Source organism: Rhizobium sp. RHZ01 (assembly GCF_014851595.1).
Lineage (GTDB): Bacteria > Pseudomonadota > Alphaproteobacteria > Rhizobiales > Rhizobiaceae > Rhizobium > Rhizobium altiplani.
In genome coordinates, this window is sequence record NZ_JACUZZ010000023.1 from 22097 (window position 1) to 41041 (window position 18945).

Here is an 18945-nt window from a genome sequence, read left to right on the forward strand (position 1 = left end):
CAGGCTGCGTTAATGATTGCGGGCCGTCTGTATATCCCCCTCAGGACATGCAAGCGGCCCGAATCTGAAAATCGTTGCCCAGGATGGGCGTGTCAGTGGCGATACTGCTGAATACGCGTGGTGCGCAAACCGGCAAGGCCATGGCTGTTAATGGAAGACTGCCAGGACAAGAACTCTTCGACAGTCAGCGTGTAACGCTCGCACGCTTCTTCCAAGCTCAACAGGCCACCGCGAACCGCCGCTACAACCTCTGCTTTGCGACGGATAACCCAGCGCCTGGTATTCGGCGGTGGCAAATCCGCAATCGTCAGCGGGCTGCCATCGGGGCCGATGACATATTTTACTCGGGGACGTATCATTTCGGTCATTGGACTCTCTACACAACTCAAGACCACGGCCGTCACTCTAGCTTGTCACATTTAAGAATTGCCTAAGCGCATAGTAACACTTTGATAAGAAGTTTAGGCGTCGACTTCCTGGAAGCAATTTGCGCGCCCTCGTAGCCTTCCCCTGCGTAAATTTGTGATGAGCGCATAGGAGCCATGCGCAATGGCTAGTGGGCAATTGACGAACGTCAATTTATAAGCGCCGCAACGTAGTTGTTAGTGCAAGACCGCGTCTCCGTTCTTTTCGTGGTGCCCGGAATAACTAAGGTTTGCTTCGTGTCCTTTTGATACGTGCCTTTGCTTTTCCTCTGCGGCGCGTGGCCATTCTGGTCGACGAAATGAAGAAGCTGAGGCGAAGCTAGCCGCCGAGGGACAGGAAAATGAAGAAGCAAGAACGCGCCGTCCGCGACGGCGTGGGGGATGCTGTTTTTTCGCGGATCGCGTCCGCGCAGAAAATGTCCTCGGAACGATTCAACGATTGCGTGGCTGAGATGGCAGTCGAGGCGGGATTCAACCACTACTTGTTTGCGGAGTTTCCGCGCGGGGACCGCAGTGGCTTCGCCAGCAACTATCTCGCTAGCAACTGGCCGCAAGAGCTCATTGATCTCTATGAGGAGGTTGACCTCTTCTATTGCAGCAAGCTGGTCTCGGCTCTCAAGACGACAGCGATGCCTGTCTTCTGTGACAAGGCGCCATTCGAAAGCGCGGCTGCAAACCAGGGAAACGACCGGCTGACGGCGCACTTCAGGGGCCATGGCCTCAAGGACACATTTGCCTTTGCCTTGCATGACATGTATTTGCGGCACTTCATATTCGCATTCTCGGGTGAGCGCGTGCGTCTCGCTCGCGAAGAGGCAATGCAGCAGGTTTTCCGGGCGATGGAGTTTCTGGAGCTGTTTGCGCAGCAGAACCCTGTTGAGCAACCGATGGAGAACCTCAGCAGCCGGGAAATCGAGTGCCTGCGTTGGTCGGCCGCCGGAAAGAGCAGTGAAGAGATCGCGATTATTCTCGATCTCTCCGCACATACGGTCATCGGCTACCTGAAGAGCGCGATGCGAAAGCTCGACTCTGTTAACCGCATGCAGGCAATCGCTCGCGCACTTCGCTATCGGCTGCTCTAGGCGTTTATCGAACCGATCTAGAGCATTATTGCCGAAAGCCCGGTCTCTGCGGCTCCAAACTCATATTGTGCGCTTCCGTGATGCAGGAGCGCCAGCCAGTCTCCCTCGTTCAATGCGGCCACGGTGCAGGCAATATCGCGTGCTGCGCTGGTCGACGCGGAACCGACGAGAGAGGCGAGTTCCGTCGTACCATTTACCTCGATCGCAGTTTCGTGCCCGGAGGAGGAGAGGGTGCTTGCCGTCAATTGCAGGAGATAAAAGCCGGTCTCCGGGATAAGCAAGCGATTGCCAGCGCCTGTGGGCAGAGCCGAGCCAAGAGAAAAGCCGCCCTATGAGACGTGGACAGCGAAAGCCGCATCCCGCTGATTTTGCGTGTTTTTCCGACGAGGTTATGCCCGCTCCAAAGCGGATCTGGCGCCGCCCCAGGAAATGAAGTTCGGGTTGGCGAAGTCGCTGTCATGCATTTGAGACGTCTTGCCGTAGGTCAGCGGCAACCCGTCCAGCGTTACGGTGGAGCCGCCCGCAGCGCGCAGCACGGCATCCCCCGCGGCTGTATCCCACTCCATTGTCCGCGTGAAGCGCGGATAAACGTCGGCCAGGCCTTCAGCCAGCATGCAGAATTTCAGCGAGGAGCCGATGTTGGTGCAGTGGGAGATCGCGTTTGCGGCGAGAAAAACATCTGTCTGGGGGCTGTTGTGGGATCGGCTTGCCAAAGCCGTCCGGTCGGCCGGTTGCGGACGCACCTGGATGGGCGTCCGCCGTGTCACCTGAAAACGGTCGTCGACAAGGAGTTTCTCGGCCTTGCTGTCCTCGCCAGCGAAGGCGACGCCGAGGGCGGGGGCATAAACGATCCCTGCGAGAGGGCGTCCCCCGCTGATATAGGCAATGTTCACGGTGAACTCGCGTCGTCGCTCGACGAATTCCCGTGTGCCGTCGAGCGGATCCACAAGGAAGAAGGATCTGCCGATCGCAGGCACGTTTCCTGCTGCCACTGATTCTTCCGCGATAATCGGCGTATCGGGGAACGCGGCTTTAAGCTGTGCAATGATAATGCGCTCGGCGCGCTCGTCGGCGATGGTGACCGGGCTGTTGTCTGCTTTCCTGGCGGTCGGGCATCCCTCCCGATAGACCTTCATAATCGCTTTGCCCGCTTCGAGAGCGGCGCGCTCAAATGTTTCGAGCATTGCTCGCCTTCCGGATCTTTTTGTTGCGCTCACCTGAAGCGTTTCACCTTTATATAAGCAATTCCCTCGGCCAAGTGAAACTTGCCAAATTCAAGCGACAGTTTCTGGGACAGAATCCAGCCTGCCCCGTGCCGCGGCATTGTCCGAAAGCGGGATGGTGTTGCAGTTTGCACCATTCTAAAGTCAAAAAGCGCTTTCTGGGGCTTCACATGTTAAAAAAAGCGAATTGTTAGTCGCAAAAAAGTCATTTTCACCAAAACGGCAAAGAACTTTGGAGCTTTGCGATTTTGCGCTTCCCTTTTGGTTTGAAAGCGGTATGAAATCCTTAATCAAGGGCGCATCAAAAGCTCTAATAACAAGAGATGTTGGCTAAACCGGCTTGCATCCAGGGGAAATGGTATATGGAATATTTTGTCCAGCAGCTCGTTAATGGGCTGACTCTTGGATCCATCTATGGCCTTGTGGCTATTGGCTATACGATGGTTTACGGCATTATCGGCATGATCAACTTCGCCCATGGCGATATTTTCATGCTTGGCGGTTTCGCCGGCCTCATCGTTTTTCTCGTCCTCACCTCCATGTTTGCGGGTCTTCCGGTTGCAGTTTTGCTGCTGGTTATGCTCCTTATCGCAATGTTGATGACGAGCTTGTGGAACTGGACGATCGAGCGTGTTGCTTATCGTCCGCTACGCGGATCGTTCCGCCTGGCGCCGCTGATCACTGCGATCGGCATGTCGATCACGCTGTCGAACTTCATCCAGGTGACCCAGGGGCCGCGCAACAAGCCGATCCCGCCGCTGGTCAGCACTGTATACAACGTCGCCGGCATCTCCATCTCGCTGAAGCAGATCGTCATCATCCTTATCACGGTGGTGCTGCTGACGGTGTTCTGGTACCTCGTCAATCATACGTCGCTTGGGCGCGCTCAGCGTGCAACTGAGCAGGACCGCAAGATGGCGGCGCTGCTGGGCGTCAATGTCGATCAGACGATTTCCATCACCTTCATCATGGGCGCGGCGCTGGCTGCTGTCGCAGGTACCATGTATCTGATGTATTATGGTGTCGTGAACTTCAACGACGGCTTCGTACCGGGTGTGAAGGCGTTCACCGCGGCCGTTCTCGGCGGCATCGGTTCGCTTCCAGGCGCTGTCCTGGGTGGGCTGATGATCGGTTTGATCGAGTCGTTGTGGTCGGCTTACTTCACCATCGCGTACAAGGATGTGGCGACATTCGCCATCCTCGCTTTCGTGCTGATCTTCAAGCCGACAGGCATCCTGGGCCGGCCGGAAGTCGAGAAGGTTTAACGTCATGGAAAATGTTGTACGTTCCGCTGACAAGCCCGCCAAAGCCGGACTTGTTCAGACGGGTATTAAAGAAGCTCTGTTTGCTGCCCTGATCGCGTTCGGCATGTTCGTGCTGTACGTTGGCCTGAAGACCGATCAGAATATCAGCAACGAACTCATCATTGTTCAGCGCTGGGGCCTCCTGGCTATATTCGTAGCGATTGCAGCCGTCGGTCGCTTCCTGACCGTCGTCTTCCTGCGGCCGCACCTTGATGCACGCAAGTTGGCGAAGGCGCGTAGTGGCGAGCTGGATATCTCGGCCGAAAAGGGCTTTTTCCACACACATTTCTTGAAGATCGCGCTCGTCGCACTGCTGCTCTATCCGGTGTTCATCTACGCCGTCGCGGGTCCGCAGGGTTCGCTGAAGTGGGTGGATAACTTCGGTATCCAGATTCTGATCTACGTGATGCTGGCCTGGGGGCTGAACATCGTCGTTGGCCTCGCTGGCTTGCTCGATCTTGGCTACGTGGCGTTCTACGCGATCGGCGCCTACTCTTACGCGCTCCTGTCCAGCTATTTCGGCCTGTCGTTCTGGGTGCTCCTGCCTCTGTCCGGTATTCTGGCAGCGCTGTGGGGTGTGATTCTGGGCTTCCCGGTCCTGCGACTGCGCGGCGACTACCTCGCGATTGTCACGCTGGCCTTCGGTGAAATCATTCGCCTGGTCATCATCAACTGGACGGATCTCACCAAAGGCACGTTCGGTATCTCGGGCATTCCGAAGGCGACGCTTTTCGGCATCCCGTTCGATGCGAGCGCCGGTGGCTTTGCGAAGCTGTTCCACCTGCCGATGTCGTCGGCGTACTACAAGATCTTCCTTTTCTACCTGATCCTTGCCCTCTGCATGTTGACCGCCTATGTGACGATCCGCCTGCGCCGGATGCCGATCGGCCGTGCATGGGAGGCCATGCGCGAAGACGAAATTGCCTGCCGCTCGCTCGGGATCAATACGGTGACGACGAAACTCACGGCCTTTGCGACGGGCGCTATGTTCGGTGGTTTCGCAGGCTCCTTCTTTGCCGCTCGTCAGGGCTTCGTTTCCCCGGAATCGTTCGTCTTCCTGGAATCGGCTGTTATCCTCGCCATCGTCGTTCTCGGCGGCATGGGCTCGCTGACCGGTATCGCGATCGCTGCGATCGTCATGGTTGGCGGCACGGAAATGCTGCGTGAGATGGCCTTCCTGAAGATGATTTTCGGACCGGACTTCACGCCTGAGCTTTACCGCATGCTGCTGTTCGGCCTGGCGATGGTCGTCGTGATGCTGATCAAGCCGCGCGGCTTCGTGGGGTCGCGTGAACCGACAGCCTTCCTCAAGGAGCGCAAGGCAGTTTCCGGCAGCTTTACCAAGGAGGGCCACGGTTGATGAGCCCTCAGGAAACAAACATGACCAGCGATACTTTGCTGAAGGTCGAGCATCTGTCGATGAAGTTCGGTGGCCTGATGGCGATCAACGACTTCTCATTTGAAGCCAAGCGTGGCGACATTACCGCACTCATCGGCCCGAACGGCGCCGGCAAGACGACGGTCTTCAACTGCATCACCGGCTTCTATAAGCCGACGATGGGCATGATCACGCTGAAGCAGAAGGACGGCAAGGAGTTCTTGCTGGAGCGCCTTCCGGACTTCCGGATCACCAAGGAAGCCAAGGTTGCCCGCACGTTCCAGAACATCCGGCTGTTTTCCGGCCTGACGGTTCTCGAAAACCTGCTCGTCGCCCAGCACAACAAGCTGATGAAGGCGTCCGGGTTCACCGTGATGGGTCTCGTGGGCATCGGGCCGTATCGGGCAGAGGCGAAGAATGCCGTTGAACTGGCACGCCACTGGCTAGAGAAGGCTGATCTGATTGATCGCGCCGATGACCCGGCTGGTGATCTGCCTTATGGCGCACAGCGCCGGCTTGAGATCGCGCGCGCCATGTGTACGGAGCCGGAACTTCTGTGCCTGGACGAGCCTGCTGCTGGCCTCAATCCCCGCGAGTCGGCCGCGCTGAACGCGCTGCTGCGCAGCATTCGCAGCGAAAGCGGCACGTCGATCCTGCTGATTGAGCACGATATGTCGGTGGTCATGGAAATTTCCGACCATGTCGTCGTGCTGGAATATGGTCAGAAGATTTCCGATGGCACGCCTGATGAAGTGAAGCAGGACCCGCGGGTTATCGCGGCCTATCTCGGTGTCGAGGACGAGGAAGTGGAAGAAGTGATTGCAGCCGTAGAGAACCTCGAAGGAGGCTCGCACTAATGACTGGCCAGCCACTTCTGAACGTTCAGGGCGTTGAAACCTACTATGGCAACATCCGGGCCCTGGCCGGAATCGATATCGAGGTCCATCGCGGCGAGATCGTCAGCCTGATCGGTGCCAACGGCGCCGGCAAGTCGACGCTGATGATGACGATTTGCGGAAGTCCGCAGGCGCGCAAGGGCTCGGTGGTTTTCGATGGCCAAGATATCACGCGTCTGCCGACGCATGAGATCGCCCGCCTCCGCATCGCGCAGTCGCCTGAAGGACGCCGTATCTTCCCGCGCATGACCGTCATGGAAAATCTCCAGATGGGCGCGGGCCTCGACAACCTGAAATATTTCAACGAGGACGTCGAGAAGGTCTTTGCGATGTTCCCGCGCCTCAAGGAGCGCCAGGGTCAACGCGGCGGTACGCTCTCGGGCGGCGAACAGCAGATGCTGTCGATCGGTCGCGCGCTTATGGCGCGTCCGAAGCTGCTGCTACTCGACGAGCCCTCGCTTGGTCTGGCACCGCTGATCGTTAAGGGCATTTTCGAGGCGATCAAGAAACTCAACAAGGAAGAAGGGCTGACCGTCTTCCTCGTAGAGCAGAACGCCTTCGCAGCTCTGCGCTTGTCGGACCGTGCCTATGTCATGGTCAACGGCAAGGTCACCATGAGCGGTTCCGGTATGGAACTTCTCGCGAATCCGGAAGTGCGTGCCGCTTATCTTGAAGGCGGACGTCATTGAGCATGACGAAGGGGAGACTTTGATATGCAGGGACTTTTCTTTGAGAGCGATACGGGCGTGCGCAGCGCCATTCGCTTGGTTGTCGTGCTGATTGGATTCTGGACGGCATGGAGGGCCGGCAGAGCCGCGGCCGAGAGCTGGAGCAACTATCCTCTGGTAATCGCCTATACGGTTCTGCTTGCTGGTGCGATGCAATTCCTGCATCACGCACTGTTCGATGGACCGGTTCTCAGCCTCTTTTACTATGTAATCGACCTGGTCTTGCTTCTGATCTTCTCGACGGCCGGCTATCGCTATCGCCGGACCAATCAGATGGTCAACAACTACTACTGGCTATACGAAAAGACGTCCCCCTTCTCTTGGAAGGCAAAACATTGACAGCCGGTTGAATCTAGGGACAGATGCCCCTCGGAGTGGAACAAGTTTCCTGGCGCAGTAAAGTGGGTAATGCGCTGGGTAGTGGAACGGAACCCGCTAAAAAATTGGGAGTAACAGAATGAAAAAGTCTCTCCTGTCGGCTGTGGCACTGACGGCGATGGTCGCCTTCAGCGGCAACGCATGGGCCGACATCATCGTTGGCGTTGCTGGTCCGCTGACTGGCCCGAACGCTGCGTTCGGCGCTCAGCTCCAGAAGGGCGCAGAGCAGGCGGCCGCTGACATCAACGCCGCTGGTGGCATCAACGGCGAGCAGGTCAAGATCGTGCTCGGCGACGACGTTTCCGACCCGAAGCAGGGCATCTCGGTTGCGAATAAGTTCGCTGCTGACGGCGTCAAGTTCGTAATCGGCCACTTCAACTCGGGCGTTTCGATCCCGGCTTCCGAAGTCTACGCTGAAAACGGCATGCTCGAAATCACCCCGGCCGCTACGAACCCGAAGTTCACCGAGCGCGGCCTCTGGAACACATTCCGTACTTGCGGCCGTGACGACCAGCAGGGTGCAATCGCCGGCAAGTATCTTGCTGACCACTTCAAGGACGCCAAGATCGCTGTCGTTCACGACAAGACGCCTTACGGCCAGGGTCTCGCTGACGAAACCAAGAAGGCTCTGAACGCTGCTGGCACGACGGAAGCCCTCTACGAAGGCATCAACGTTGGCGACAAGGACTTCTCGGCTCTCATCGCCAAGATGAAGGAAGCCGGCGTCACGATCATCTACTGGGGTGGCCTCCACACCGAAGCTGGTCTGATCATCCGTCAGGCTGCCGACCAGGGCCTCAAAGCTACGCTGGTTTCCGGTGACGGTATCGTTTCGAACGAACTGGCATCGATCGCTGGCGACGCAGTTGCCGGTACGCTGAACACCTTCGGCCCCGATCCGACGCTGAACCCGGCCAACAAGGACCTCGTTGCGAAGTTCAAGGCTGCCGGCTTCAACCCGGAGGCTTACACGCTCTACTCCTACGCTGCGCTGCAGTCGATCGCTGGCGGTGCAAAGGCTGCCGGTTCCAACGACGCTGAAGCCGTTGCTGCTGCAATGAAGGCAAAGGGCCCGTTCCCGACCGTTCTCGGCGACATGTCATTCGACGAAAAGGGCGACCCGAAGCTTCCCGGCTACATCATGTACGAGTGGAAGAAGGGTCCAGACGGCAAGTACAGCTACTTCCCGCAGGAAGCCAAGTAAGGGTTCATCCCCCGCTTGTGCGAAATTTGGAAGCCCGGTCGCAAGACCGGGCTTCTTCTGTTTGGCCCATCGGGCTTTTTGGGCTACTGGCTAGAAAGCCAACCAGCATTCGGAACAGGTCACCATGTCCAAACCACGCATTCTCGTTACGCGCCGCTGGCCGTCAGCCGTCGAACGCATCCTTTCGGAACGGTTCGATGTAACATTGAACCTGCGCGATGAAGCGATGAGCGTGGAGGCATTGCGCCAAGCGATGGATGAGTACGATGCCATCTTGCCGACGGTCTCCGACAAGTTGCCCGCAGCCGTTTTCGATGTCGTGACGCCGCGCACGCGCATACTCGGCAATTTCGGGGTCGGCTACAATCATATCGACACCAATGCCGCCAAGGGCCGCGGGATCGTCGTGACGAATACGCCCGACGTGCTGACCGATTGCACGGCTGACATCGCCATGCTGCTGCTACTGACAGTGGCCCGGCGCGGCGGCGAGGGCGAGCGTCAGGTCCGCTCCGGCGAGTGGGCCGGGTGGTGCCCGACGCACATGATCGGGACGAAGGTCACCGGCAAAACCGTCGGCATCATCGGCTTCGGGCGCATCGGCAGGGCGTTCGCACAACGTTGCCATTTCGGTTTTGGCATGGACGTGGTTTTCTACAACAGATCACCGGTCGATCCGTCGGAAGCGGCGCGCTACGGGGCACGGCAATTGCCGACGATTGAGGAGGTATTGGCGCTATCCGACTTCGTGTCCCTGCATTGCCCAGGTGGTGCGGTAAACCGACACCTGATGAATGTGGGTCGACTTGCGGCAATGAAGCCCGGCGCCTTCCTGATCAATACTGCACGCGGCGATGTCGTTGACGAGGTGGCTTTGATCGCCGCCCTGAAGGACGGCGTCATTCGTGGTGCCGGGCTCGACGTATATGCGGCCGAGCCGCACGTACCGGATGCGCTGAAAGTCATGGAGAATGTTGTTCTGCTGCCGCATCTCGGCAGCGCGACCGAGGAAACCCGCACGGCCATGGGGATAAAGGTGGTGGACAACGTCACTGCCTTCTTCGAGGGGCGGTCGCCGCCCGACCGCGTTGTTTGATCTGCCTCTTCCTCCGCGAGAGTTTTGCTAGAGGCTGAGTTCGAAGAGTAGCTCGCCGTCTCGATGGCCGATCAGGCGCCAGCCGGCGCGTCGGTAAAGCCTTTCGGCTCTCGTCGCGGGATCCGTCGTCAAGCGAATCCGCTCGAAGCCGGCGGATTTCAACGTTTGACACGCGCGTTCAAGCAGGGCACGCCCGATCCCGCGACCGCTGTACTGCTCGTCCACGAACAATGCCCAGATGAAGCCGTCGCGGGTGTCCGCCGCCGAGAAGCCGGCGACTTTGCCATTTTCTTCCCCGACAAAGATGCCGGGATTGGCAATGAACCAATTGATATCGTCCAGGGTAACCTTGGAGGGATCGGACAGGATGTTCTCCGATACCCCGGCGCGGATTTCGACGATCCGGGCAATATTCTGATTTGTCGCCCTACGGATCAATGCTGCGCTCTCCGACTCTAGATCGTTCACGTCTCATGCAAGACATGAGCGGCCTTGACCGCCGCCGAGGCACGGTTTTCGACGCCGAGCTTCACATAGATCTGTTCGAGATGCTTGTTCACGGTGCGCGCCGACAGGCCGAGAATCTCGCCGATATCGCGGTTGGCCTTGCCTTTGGCAATCCATAACAACACTTCGGATTCCCTCTGTGTCAGCGAGAAATGCCGGCGCAGCACCTCGTCGTCGGCCCGCGCGTTGTTTGCCGTCAGGCGAAACAGATATTCATCCGGACCGATCGCGCCCAGGAAGGCCAGCTGAAGCACGTCCTTGCCGGCATGCGAAAGCGAGATCGCGCCCTCGCGCGCCGAGGCCGGGCGGGTCTTCATCCACTCTGCAATCCTGCCGACCACCGTGTCCATGGCATCATCTCGGTTCATCGCAGCGTTGGCGAGGCGTGTTGCCTGTGGCGTCGACCAATGAATATCGCCGTCGCCCTTGACGGCGAGCAAATGTCGGCCGGCAGCGTCCAGCGCAACGCGCGCGCTCTGTGTGGAACGGGCGTTGCGCAGATGGACGCCGATCCGCGCTCGCAGCTCGTCGATATTGATCGGTTTCGTCAGGTAGTCGACGCCTCCGGATTCGAGTGCACGAACGACATGCTCGGTTTCTGTCAGGCCGGTCATGAAGATGACCGGTATCTGGCTGATTGCCGGGTTGGCTTTGAGTCTCCTACAAGTCTCAAAGCCGTCCATGGAGGGCATGACCGCATCCAGCAGAATGAGATCGGGCGTAATGCGCTCCACAATATTCAGGGCAGCCGAGCCTGACGTGGCGATCAGGACCGAGAATCCGGACTGCTCCAGAGCATCGGTCAGGAACCCCAAAGCCTCCGGCGAGTCATCCACCAGCAGAACAATGTCGCGCGGGAGCTCAGCCAAGGGTTTCTACCTTCTCGTCAAAACGGTGCAGGAAATTCATGAGGCCGTTCAGATCGAAGGAGGCCGCATAGGAGCGAAGTTCTTCTGTAAATGGCTGATTTGCTTCTACCTTGGCAAGGTCGCCGAGCTTTGCCTCGATGCCTCTGATGTAGCCGATTTCGGCGAGCCGCAACAATTCCTGAACATGGGAGTGTCCTGGACTGACCAGCGGCCGGTCGTGCTTGGCGGGGGCGGGCGGGATCGCCTCCGCATAGATCCACCTCAAACCCAGATGGAGCGCAAGCTTGTCACGCAGTTGCTTGATGTCGACAGGCTTGCCGATGGCATCATTGTGGCTGTCATCGCTATCGCGGTGTGCGGCGGCGTCGCCGATATTGGCGGACAGCATGACGATCGGGGCAGTCTGGCCGTTCGCGCGCAGGCGCGAAACGAGTTGCCAGCCATTCATGCCCGGCATCGAGATATCGACCAGGAAGAGATCGGGCTGGATGCCTTCGATCAAAGTCAGGCAATCGGCTCCGCTTGCCGCCGTCAGCACGACGAAATCAAGTGGGGCGAGCACCTCGCGCATCATCTCGCGGTGGTCCTCATTGTCGTCCACGACGACGATCGTGCGCCGAGGACCGTCGTAGCTGACGATCTTCTTCTCCTGTGGCGGGACCGTCATTTCGCGAGGCACGGCGGAAAGCATGAGGCGAACGCGGAAGACCGTTCCGCGATCCTTCTCGCTGCTCACCGAGATTTCGCCGCCCAGCGTGTTGGTCAAAAGCTGCGTGATCGTCAGACCGAGGCCAAGGCCCGGCATCGGCCGGACGCTGTCGGCTTCGCCACGCTGGAACGGCTCGTAGATACGGCTCAAGTCCTTCTCGGCAATGCCGCGACCGGTGTCGCTGACCGTGAAGGTGGCGACCTGGCTGCGATAGCCAACGTCGAAGGTGACCCTGCCTTCGTCAGTGAACTTGATGGCGTTGGAGAGCAGATTGACGAGGATCTGGCGCAACCGCTTCTCGTCGGTGCGTACGAAGTGGGGCAGGGCGGGTGAGCGGTCGTGATGGAACGTCAATCCCTTGGCCTGGGCCTGAGGGCGGAACATGTCGACGATTTGATCCAGGAAATCCTGAATGTTGATCTCGTTGGAATAGACCTGCAGGCGCCCGGCTTCGATCTTGGAGATATCGAGGAGACCGTCGATAAGACCGGAGAGATGCTCGGCGCTGCGGCGGATGACCTTGATCGACGACTGTCGTGGAGTGGGAATGGTTTCGTCGCGTTCGAGAATCTGCGCGTAGCCGAGCACGGCGTTCAGCGGCGTGCGCAATTCGTGACTAAGGCCGACGACATAACGGCTCTTCGCACGGTTGGCGGCTTCAGCTGTTTCCTTGGCGGTCTGAAGGGCGGCGTCGGTCTTCTTGTGCGCGGCGATTTCCTTCAGCAGCAGCGTATTCTGGCGAGAGGATTCTTCCTCGGCAACGACCCGGCTGTCATGCGCGAGCACGTAAAACCAGCAGACGACTCCCGCAATCACCGCGAAGACGAAGAAGACTACCAGGATCGTTCCGTTGACGACGTCGGCGGTTTCGGGTGACGCCGAGGAAACCTGATGGGCGATCATCGCGAGGATGGTTCCGACGGCCGTCAGGGCGAGCACGACGGCGATGCCATAGCGACCGAGGCGTGTGGTCAGCTTCTCAACGACGCTCCCCGGCAGTACTGCCTTGGCGACCGTGCCAACCTGTGCGTTGAAGCGCGCCTTCGGCTTGCACATGTCGTGGCAGCGGCTGTCGAGCGAACAGCAGAGCGAGCAGATCGGTGCCGCATAGGCCGGGCACCAGGCCATATCTTCAGGCTCGAATGGATGCTCGCAGACGGAACAGGTGATGTTGGTAAGGTTCTTCCAGCTGTGGCGCGGCTTGCGAGCGAGATAGAACCTGCCCTTCGTACTCCAGGCGATCAGCGGCGAGGCGATCAGCGCGACAACAAGCGTGATGTAAGGCGCGAGGGAGGCTGCGATGGAGCCGAAGACGCCGAAATGCGCGACCAGCGCGATGCCGGCCGATAGCGTCATGGCGCCGAGGCCGACGGGGTTGATGTCGTAGAGGTGAGCGCGCTTGAACTCAATGCCGGGAGGCGCAAGGCCGAGCGGCTTGTTGATGAAGAGGTCCGCCGAGATCGTGCAGAGCCAGGCCATGGCGATGATCGAGAAGATGCCGAGCGTTTCCTCGAGCAGCCTATAGATGCCAAGTTCCATCAGCAGAAGGGCGATCGCCACGTTGAAGACGAGCCAGATGACGCGGCCGGGATGGCTATGAGTGAGGCGGGAGAAGAAGTTCGACCAGGCGAGCGAGCCTGCATAGGCGTTCATCACATTGATCTTCAACTGCGATACGACCACGAAGGCAGCCATCAGCAGCAGGGCGGCGTTGTGCCAGGGGATCATGTATCCAAAGGCGGTCAGATACATCTGGGCGGGATCGGCGGCACGATCAACCGGCACGCCGGACGCGAACGTCAGCACGACGAGGAAGGAGCCGGCTAGCAGCTTCGGCGCCCCGATGATCACCCAGCCTGGGCCGGCGAGGAAGACCGCGAGGCGGTGGCGCCATTTCGTCTGCTTCTCCGGGGGTAGAAAGCGCAGAAAGTCGGCCTGTTCGCCGATCTGCGACATCAGCGCCAATATGACGGCTGAGGCGGCGCCGAATTCGACGAGATCGAAAGGTGCGACCGTGCCCGGCGGCCCCGAAGCATGGCGAATGCCGGCAAAGGCGCGCCACAGATCGAATTTCTCCCAGTCCATCACGGCGATGAAGAGGAAGGGCAGGACATTGAGGACGATCCAGAAAGGCTGGGTCAGCAACTGGAATCGGCTGATCAGCCGGACGCCGTGCGTCACCAGCGGAATGACCATGACGGCGCTGATGATGTAGCCGATCCACAGAGGGATGCCGAGCGTCAGCTCCAGCGCGCCGGACATGATCGAGGCTTCGATCGCAAACAGCATGAAGGTGAAACTGGCATAGATCAGGGACGTGACCGTGGAGCCGATATAGCCGAAGCTCGCACCGCGGGTCAGCAGGTCGATATCGACGCCGTGGCGGATCGCGTAGCGGCTGATCGGCAGGCCGATGGCGAGCATGGCGATCGAGGCGACGATGATGGCGTAGAAGGCGTTGGTCGTGCCGTAGGAGAGCGTGATGGCGCCACCGATCGCTTCCAGCGCCAGGAAGGAGATGGCACCGATTGCCGTCTGCGAGATGCGCTGCGAGGAGAACTGCCGGGCGCTCTTGGCGGTGAACCGCAGCGCATAGTCCTCCAGCGTCTGGTTCGCCACCCAGCGATTGTATTCGCGCCTGACCGGAATGATGCGTTGCCGCGCTGCCATGCGTTAGTGCCAGCCCCTTTGTTCCCCTTGTCATGCGTTCGTAACATGGAACCACGCGAGGCTTAAGAGTGCGGCGCAGCACAGAACTGCACATTTCGCCCCGTCACCTACGTCATATCACGTATACGCTTTCGCAGTGCAGCACCGGATAGTCCTTTAAGCAACAGTTAACTTCCGTTTTCGGCCTGTTGTCTAACAAGAAGAGGGGATCAACCAGATGAATCTCAAGTCCTATATCACGGGCGCCGCACTCGGCGCCGTCATGTCGGCCACGGCCGCATTCCACGGAGCCGTTGCGGCTGACGACACCATCAAGGTCGGCGTTCTGCACTCGCTGTCCGGCACGATGGCGATCTCCGAAACGACGCTGAAAGACGCCATGCTGATGCTCATCGACGAGCAGAACAAGAAGGGCGGCCTTCTCGGCAAGAAGCTCGAAGCTGTCGTCGTCGACCCGGCCTCCGACTGGCCGCTGTTTGCCGAAAAGGCACGCGAGCTGATCGAAAAGGACAAGGTCGCCGCCGTCTTCGGTTGCTGGACGTCCTCGTCGCGCAAGTCGGTCCTGCCGGTCTTCGAAGAGCTCAACTCGATCCTCTTCTACCCGGTTCAGTATGAAGGCGAAGAGTCCTCGCGCAACATCTTCTACACGGGTGCCGCTCCGAACCAGCAGGCGATTCCGGCCGTCGACTACCTGATGGAAAAGGAAGGCGTTAAGCGCTTCGTTCTCGAAGGCACCGACTACGTCTATCCGCGCACCACCAACAAGATCCTGGAAGCCTATCTCGTCTCGAAGGGCATTCCGAAGGAAGACATCATCATCAACTACACGCCGTTCGGCTTCTCCGACTGGCAGACGGAAGTGAAGAAGATCAAGGAATTCGGCGCGGCCGGCAAGAAGACGGCGGTGGTCTCGACCATCAACGGTGACGCCAACGTTCCGTTCTACAAGGAACTCGGCAACCAGGGCGTCAAGGCAACCGACATTCCCGTCGTCGCCTTCTCGGTCGGTGAAGAAGAGCTTGCCGGTCTCGACACCAAGCCGCTCGTCGGTCACCTCGCTGCCTGGAACTACTTCGAGTCGGTCGAAAGCCCGGCGAACAAGAAGTTCATCAAGCAGTGGCACGAGTTCACCAAGAACGACAAGCGCGTGACCAACGACCCGATGGAAGCTGCCTATATCGGCTTCAACGCATGGGTTAAGGCTGTTCAGGCTGCCGGCACGACCGACACGGACAAGGTTCTCGACACGATCATCGGCACCACGGTTCCGAACCTGTCGGGCGGCTATGCGACCGTCATGCCGAACCACCACATCACCAAGCCGGTTCTGATCGGTGAAATCCAGGCGAACGGCCAGTTCGAAATCGTTCAGCAGACCCCGGCGGTCGTTGGCGACGAATGGTCCGACTTCCTGCCGGACTCCAAGGACCTGATCTCCGATTGGCGCAAGCCCATGAACTGCGGCAACTTCAACGTTGCCTCGGGCAAGTGCGGCGGCAAGGGCTCCTGAGTGCGAACCACCCCGTCACTCTGACGCCTGAAGACTTCCGCCCGGTCTCTCCTGTCCGGGCGGAAGGTCCATCTCCGGAGCGCAGCCTTGATGCTTCGGACGGCGGCGGTTCCATGGTGGATCGATGCCGATTTAAGGGCTTATTTTTCCCGATTGCGCCGGAAGGCCAACGATAACCGAGGCAAGAGAGCCGATGTATCGCGCCATCAAGATTTTGCTTTTGACCCTATGCCTGGCCATGCCGGCTTTTGCGACCGCGCTCAAGGCACAGCAAGACATTCACCCCCTTATCGATGCGCTTGGCGTCGGCGATTTCCCTGAGCGCGAAGCCGCGATCAAGGCACTGGTCGCCTCCAAGGACCCGCGTGTCGGCGAGATCCTGCAGTTGCTGAGCGATGGTCAGCTTTACGTGAATTCCGAGACCGGCGGTCCTGTGCTGGTGCAGGGCGGCACCGAGGATGAGCCGACCTATGCCGACCCGATATCAGGCGCGGTCGTTTCCGACGTCGATCCGGACTATATGTCCAAGGTCAAGATCAACAACTCGCTGCGTACGGTGATTGCCACCGCCACCAGCCAGCTGACGCTCCTGAGCGCGGATCGGGGCGCGCGGCTTGCGGCAGCCCAAGGACTGCTCAAGGACGCCGATCCGGCAAATCTTGACCTCCTCACGTCGGCGCTGGCTGAAGAAAACGACGCCGAGGTCAAAAATGCGATGGAAGCGGCGCGCGCTGTCATGGTGCTGAAGAGCGATGTCAGCGCCGAAGAGAAGAAGGCCGCGATCGATACGGTCGCTGCGCGCGGCGGGCGCGATGCGCTGACCATCCTGAATTCCGCGATGGCGACCGCGCCTGAGGAACTGAAGGGTGCTATCCAGACCCATGTCAACGCGATCAACCGCAGCCTGGCGCTTTGGGATGTCGGGCAGAACATCTGGTACGGGCTGTCGCTTGGCTCGGTGCTGCTGCTGGCCGCGATCGGCCTTGCCATTACCTTCGGCGTCATGGGCGTCATCAACATGGCGCATGGCGAAATGGTGATGATCGGCGCTTACACGACGTACGTCGTGCAGGAGTACATCAGCTCCGCATTTCCCGAACTCGGAAACTATTCGCTGGCCTTCTCCGTGCCGGTGGCTTTCGTCTTCACCGGCTTTGTCGGTCTTGTCATCGAGCGGGTCGTCATCCGTTATCTCTATGGCCGGCCGCTCGAAACGCTGCTCGCCACCTGGGGCGCGTCGCTGATCCTGCAGCAGGCGGTTCGCACGATCTTCGGCCCGACGAATCGCGAGGTGCGCAATCCAAGCTGGATGTCCGGCGCATTTGAACTGGGCGGGCTCTCGATCACCTGGAACCGCCTCTGGATCATCGTTTTCTCGATGGCTGTGTTCTTCGCGCTGCTCGTTCTCCTGAAGCGCTCGGCCTTCGGCCTGCAGATGCGCGCGGTTACGCAGAACCGCCGCATGGCCTCGTCGATGGGCATCCGCACCGGCTGGGTCGATGCATTCACCTTCGCGCTCGGCTCCGGCATTGCCGGCATAGCGGGCGTCGCGCTCAGCCAGATCGACAACGTGTCGCCTAACCTCGGGCAGAGCTACATCATCGACAGCTTCATGGTCGTGGTCTTCGGTGGCGTGGGCAATCTCTGGGGCACGCTCGTCGGTGCGCTGTCGCTCGGTGTCCTCAACAAGTTCCTCGAGCCCTTCGCCGGCGCCGTGCTCGGCAAGATCCTGGTGCTCGTCCTCATCATTCTGTTCATCCAGAAGCGTCCGCGTGGGCTCTTCGCACTCAAAGGAAGGGCGGTGGAAGCATGATTACGGCCTTCCTGCTTCGGTCTCTCGACCATAAGATCGTCGCTGCGATCGTCATTCTGCTTGCAGTCGCCGTGCTGGTGCCGGTTCTCAACCTGATGACCGCGCCGACCAATCCGCTGCATATCCCGACCTATATCATGGCGCTATTCGGCAAGTATCTCACCTACGCCCTGCTGGCGCTGGCGCTCGACCTTGTCTGGGGCTTCTGCGGCATTCTCTCACTTGGCCACGGCGCCTTTTTCGCGCTCGGCGGCTATGCGATGGGCATGTATCTGATGCGACAGATCGGCTCGCGCGGCGTCTATGGAGACCCGATCCTTCCGGATTTCATGGTGTTCCTGAACTGGAAGGAACTGCCGTGGTTCTGGTACGGCTTTGACAAGTTCTGGTTCGCGGCGCTGATGGTTCTGCTGGTGCCGGGACTGCTGGCCTTCGTGTTCGGCTGGTTCGCCTTCCGCTCACGCGTCAACGGCGTCTACCTGTCGATCATCACGCAGGCGATGACCTACGCGCTGCTGCTAGCCTTCTTCAGAAACGACATGGGCTTCGGCGGCAACAACGGCATGACCGACTTCAAGGAAATTCTCGGCTTCAACGTTCAGGCTGATGGCACGCGTGCTGCGCTGTTTGCAGCGACCGCCATCTTCCTTGCACTGTCGCTCATGATTGCCTCGGCCATCGTCCGCTCGAAGTTCGGCAAGGTGCTGGTCGGCGTGCGTGATGCGGAAAGCCGCACGCGCTTCCTCGGCTACCGCGTCGAGCACTTCAAGCTCTTCACCTTTGTCGTCTCCGCGATGATGGCGGGCATTGCCGGTGCGCTTTACGTGCCGCAGGTCGGCATCATCAACCCCGGCGAATTCGCGCCGGCCAACTCGATCGAAGTGGTCATCTGGACGGCAGTCGGCGGACGCTCGACGCTGATCGGGCCGATCATCGGCGCCATTCTGGTCAACGGCGGCAAGACGATCTTCACGGGCCTTTTCCCCGAGTTCTGGCTGTTCGCGCTTGGCGGTCTCTTCGTGCTCGTCACGCTGTTCCTGCCAAAGGGGATCGTCGGGACCATCGGCCAGTACTTCACGCGCCGCAAGCCGAAGACGGAGGCGATCCCGCCCGCGCTTCAGGAAGAGGGTGTCGATGCAAAAATCCAGCCGGC

Annotated in this window: 16 protein-coding genes and 1 pseudogene; 11 read left to right on the top strand and 6 right to left on the bottom strand. The window is 59.5% G+C overall.

Going from position 1 to position 18945, the window contains the following annotated elements; genetic code table 11:
- Positions 1 to 92: 92 nt before the first annotated feature.
- A complete protein-coding gene (locus tag IB248_RS21795) occupies positions 93 to 368 on the bottom strand; it encodes a DUF1153 domain-containing protein (protein ID WP_007533628.1) in 276 nt (91 codons plus the stop codon).
- A 398-nt stretch (positions 369 to 766) separates the two neighbouring features.
- Here IB248_RS21795 and IB248_RS21800 point away from each other — a divergent pair, with 398 nt between their 5' ends.
- Positions 767 to 1507: a LuxR C-terminal-related transcriptional regulator gene (locus IB248_RS21800; protein ID WP_113470936.1), complete on the top strand. Its 741-nt coding sequence runs from the start codon at positions 767 to 769 to the stop codon at positions 1505 to 1507.
- A gap of 17 nt (positions 1508 to 1524) precedes the next feature.
- Here IB248_RS21800 and IB248_RS21805 read toward each other — a convergent pair whose 3' ends face one another.
- Together IB248_RS21805 and cysQ are read right to left on the bottom strand one after the other, a co-directional pair.
- Positions 1525 to 1788 carry a hypothetical protein gene (locus tag IB248_RS21805; protein WP_018858213.1) on the bottom strand — a complete coding sequence of 88 codons (264 nt, stop codon included), beginning with the start codon at positions 1786 to 1788 and terminating at the stop codon, positions 1525 to 1527.
- A 108-nt stretch (positions 1789 to 1896) separates the two neighbouring features.
- A complete protein-coding gene (gene cysQ, locus IB248_RS21810) occupies positions 1897 to 2691 on the bottom strand; it encodes a 3'(2'),5'-bisphosphate nucleotidase CysQ (RefSeq protein WP_169683570.1) in 795 nt (264 codons plus the stop codon).
- Between the two features lie 401 nt (positions 2692 to 3092).
- On the opposite strand from cysQ, the gene IB248_RS21815 reads away from it, so the two are divergent.
- The 7 genes from IB248_RS21815 (at position 3093) to IB248_RS21845 (ending at position 9714) form a co-directional block, all read left to right on the top strand.
- Positions 3093 to 3995, top strand: coding sequence for a branched-chain amino acid ABC transporter permease (locus IB248_RS21815; RefSeq protein WP_018858215.1), 903 nt, complete (start codon positions 3093 to 3095; stop codon positions 3993 to 3995).
- Positions 3996 to 3999: 4 nt separating this feature from the next.
- Positions 4000 to 5394 (top strand): high-affinity branched-chain amino acid ABC transporter permease LivM, encoded by a 1395-nt coding sequence (gene livM / locus IB248_RS21820; protein WP_018858216.1) that lies wholly within the window; start codon positions 4000 to 4002, stop codon positions 5392 to 5394.
- Positions 5394 to 6269, top strand: coding sequence for an ABC transporter ATP-binding protein (locus tag IB248_RS21825; protein ID WP_026371924.1), 876 nt, complete (start codon positions 5394 to 5396; stop codon positions 6267 to 6269). The genes livM and IB248_RS21825 overlap by 1 nt, the downstream gene beginning before the upstream one ends.
- A complete protein-coding gene (locus IB248_RS21830; protein ID WP_018858218.1) occupies positions 6269 to 6997 on the top strand; it encodes an ATP-binding cassette domain-containing protein in 729 nt (242 codons plus the stop codon). Before IB248_RS21825 ends, IB248_RS21830 begins: the two co-directional genes overlap by 1 nt.
- Positions 6998 to 7021: 24 nt before the next feature.
- On the top strand, positions 7022 to 7375 hold the full coding sequence (locus IB248_RS21835) for a DUF6867 family protein (protein ID WP_018858219.1): 354 nt from the start codon (positions 7022 to 7024) through the stop codon (positions 7373 to 7375).
- Between the two features lie 118 nt (positions 7376 to 7493).
- A complete protein-coding gene (locus IB248_RS21840; RefSeq protein WP_018858220.1) occupies positions 7494 to 8618 on the top strand; it encodes a branched-chain amino acid ABC transporter substrate-binding protein in 1125 nt (374 codons plus the stop codon).
- A 124-nt stretch (positions 8619 to 8742) separates the two neighbouring features.
- Entirely contained in the window at positions 8743 to 9714 is a 972-nt protein-coding gene (locus IB248_RS21845; RefSeq protein WP_018858221.1) for a D-glycerate dehydrogenase, read from the top strand.
- Between the two features lie 27 nt (positions 9715 to 9741).
- Here IB248_RS21845 and IB248_RS21850 read toward each other — a convergent pair whose 3' ends face one another.
- Genes IB248_RS21850 through IB248_RS21860 form a run of 3 tightly spaced genes read right to left on the bottom strand, consistent with a single transcriptional unit; the run spans position 9742 to position 14469 of the window.
- Positions 9742 to 10182, bottom strand: coding sequence for a GNAT family N-acetyltransferase (locus IB248_RS21850; protein WP_348648614.1), 441 nt, complete (start codon positions 10180 to 10182; stop codon positions 9742 to 9744).
- Positions 10179 to 11090: a response regulator gene (locus IB248_RS21855; RefSeq protein WP_018858223.1), complete on the bottom strand. Its 912-nt coding sequence runs from the start codon at positions 11088 to 11090 to the stop codon at positions 10179 to 10181. Before IB248_RS21855 ends, IB248_RS21850 begins: the two co-directional genes overlap by 4 nt.
- The gene (locus IB248_RS21860; RefSeq protein WP_169683566.1) at positions 11083 to 14469 is read right to left on the bottom strand and encodes an ATP-binding protein; all 3387 of its coding nucleotides are present in this window, start codon (positions 14467 to 14469) and stop codon (positions 11083 to 11085) included. Before IB248_RS21860 ends, IB248_RS21855 begins: the two co-directional genes overlap by 8 nt.
- 217 nt (positions 14470 to 14686) lie before the next feature.
- Here IB248_RS21860 and urtA point away from each other — a divergent pair, with 217 nt between their 5' ends.
- The 3 genes and pseudogenes from urtA to urtC form a co-directional block, all read left to right on the top strand.
- Positions 14687 to 15979, top strand: a complete 1293-nt coding sequence (gene urtA / locus IB248_RS21865; RefSeq protein WP_018858225.1) for an urea ABC transporter substrate-binding protein — start codon at positions 14687 to 14689, stop codon at positions 15977 to 15979.
- A gap of 193 nt (positions 15980 to 16172) precedes the next feature.
- The gene (gene urtB, locus IB248_RS21870) at positions 16173 to 17792 is read left to right on the top strand and encodes an urea ABC transporter permease subunit UrtB (protein ID WP_169683564.1); all 1620 of its coding nucleotides are present in this window, start codon (positions 16173 to 16175) and stop codon (positions 17790 to 17792) included.
- A pseudogene (urtC, locus tag IB248_RS21875) lies at positions 17789 to 18853 on the top strand (urea ABC transporter permease subunit UrtC); the annotation flags it as partial. The gene urtB and the pseudogene urtC, both read left to right, overlap by 4 nt.
- Between the last annotated feature and the right edge of the window lie 92 nt (positions 18854 to 18945).

Excerpts from the sequence above, each read along its gene's own strand:
- livM (WP_018858216.1), top strand. The coding sequence starts at position 4,000 with ATGGAAAATGTTGTACGTTCCGCTGACAAGCCCGCCAAAGCCGGACTT.
- IB248_RS21795 (WP_007533628.1), bottom strand. The coding sequence starts at position 368 with ATGACCGAAATGATACGTCCCCGAGTAAAATATGTCATCGGCCCCGAT.
- IB248_RS21860 (WP_169683566.1), bottom strand. The coding sequence starts at position 14,469 with ATGGCAGCGCGGCAACGCATCATTCCGGTCAGGCGCGAATACAATCGC.
- IB248_RS21825 (WP_026371924.1), top strand. The coding sequence starts at position 5,394 with ATGAGCCCTCAGGAAACAAACATGACCAGCGATACTTTGCTGAAGGTC.
- urtA (WP_018858225.1), top strand. The coding sequence starts at position 14,687 with ATGAATCTCAAGTCCTATATCACGGGCGCCGCACTCGGCGCCGTCATG.
- cysQ (WP_169683570.1), bottom strand. The coding sequence starts at position 2,691 with ATGCTCGAAACATTTGAGCGCGCCGCTCTCGAAGCGGGCAAAGCGATT.
- IB248_RS21800 (WP_113470936.1), top strand. The coding sequence starts at position 767 with ATGAAGAAGCAAGAACGCGCCGTCCGCGACGGCGTGGGGGATGCTGTT.
- IB248_RS21840 (WP_018858220.1), top strand. The coding sequence starts at position 7,494 with ATGAAAAAGTCTCTCCTGTCGGCTGTGGCACTGACGGCGATGGTCGCC.
- IB248_RS21845 (WP_018858221.1), top strand. The coding sequence starts at position 8,743 with ATGTCCAAACCACGCATTCTCGTTACGCGCCGCTGGCCGTCAGCCGTC.
- IB248_RS21815 (WP_018858215.1), top strand. The coding sequence starts at position 3,093 with ATGGAATATTTTGTCCAGCAGCTCGTTAATGGGCTGACTCTTGGATCC.
- IB248_RS21830 (WP_018858218.1), top strand. The coding sequence starts at position 6,269 with ATGACTGGCCAGCCACTTCTGAACGTTCAGGGCGTTGAAACCTACTAT.
- urtB (WP_169683564.1), top strand. The coding sequence starts at position 16,173 with ATGTATCGCGCCATCAAGATTTTGCTTTTGACCCTATGCCTGGCCATG.
- IB248_RS21835 (WP_018858219.1), top strand. The coding sequence starts at position 7,022 with ATGCAGGGACTTTTCTTTGAGAGCGATACGGGCGTGCGCAGCGCCATT.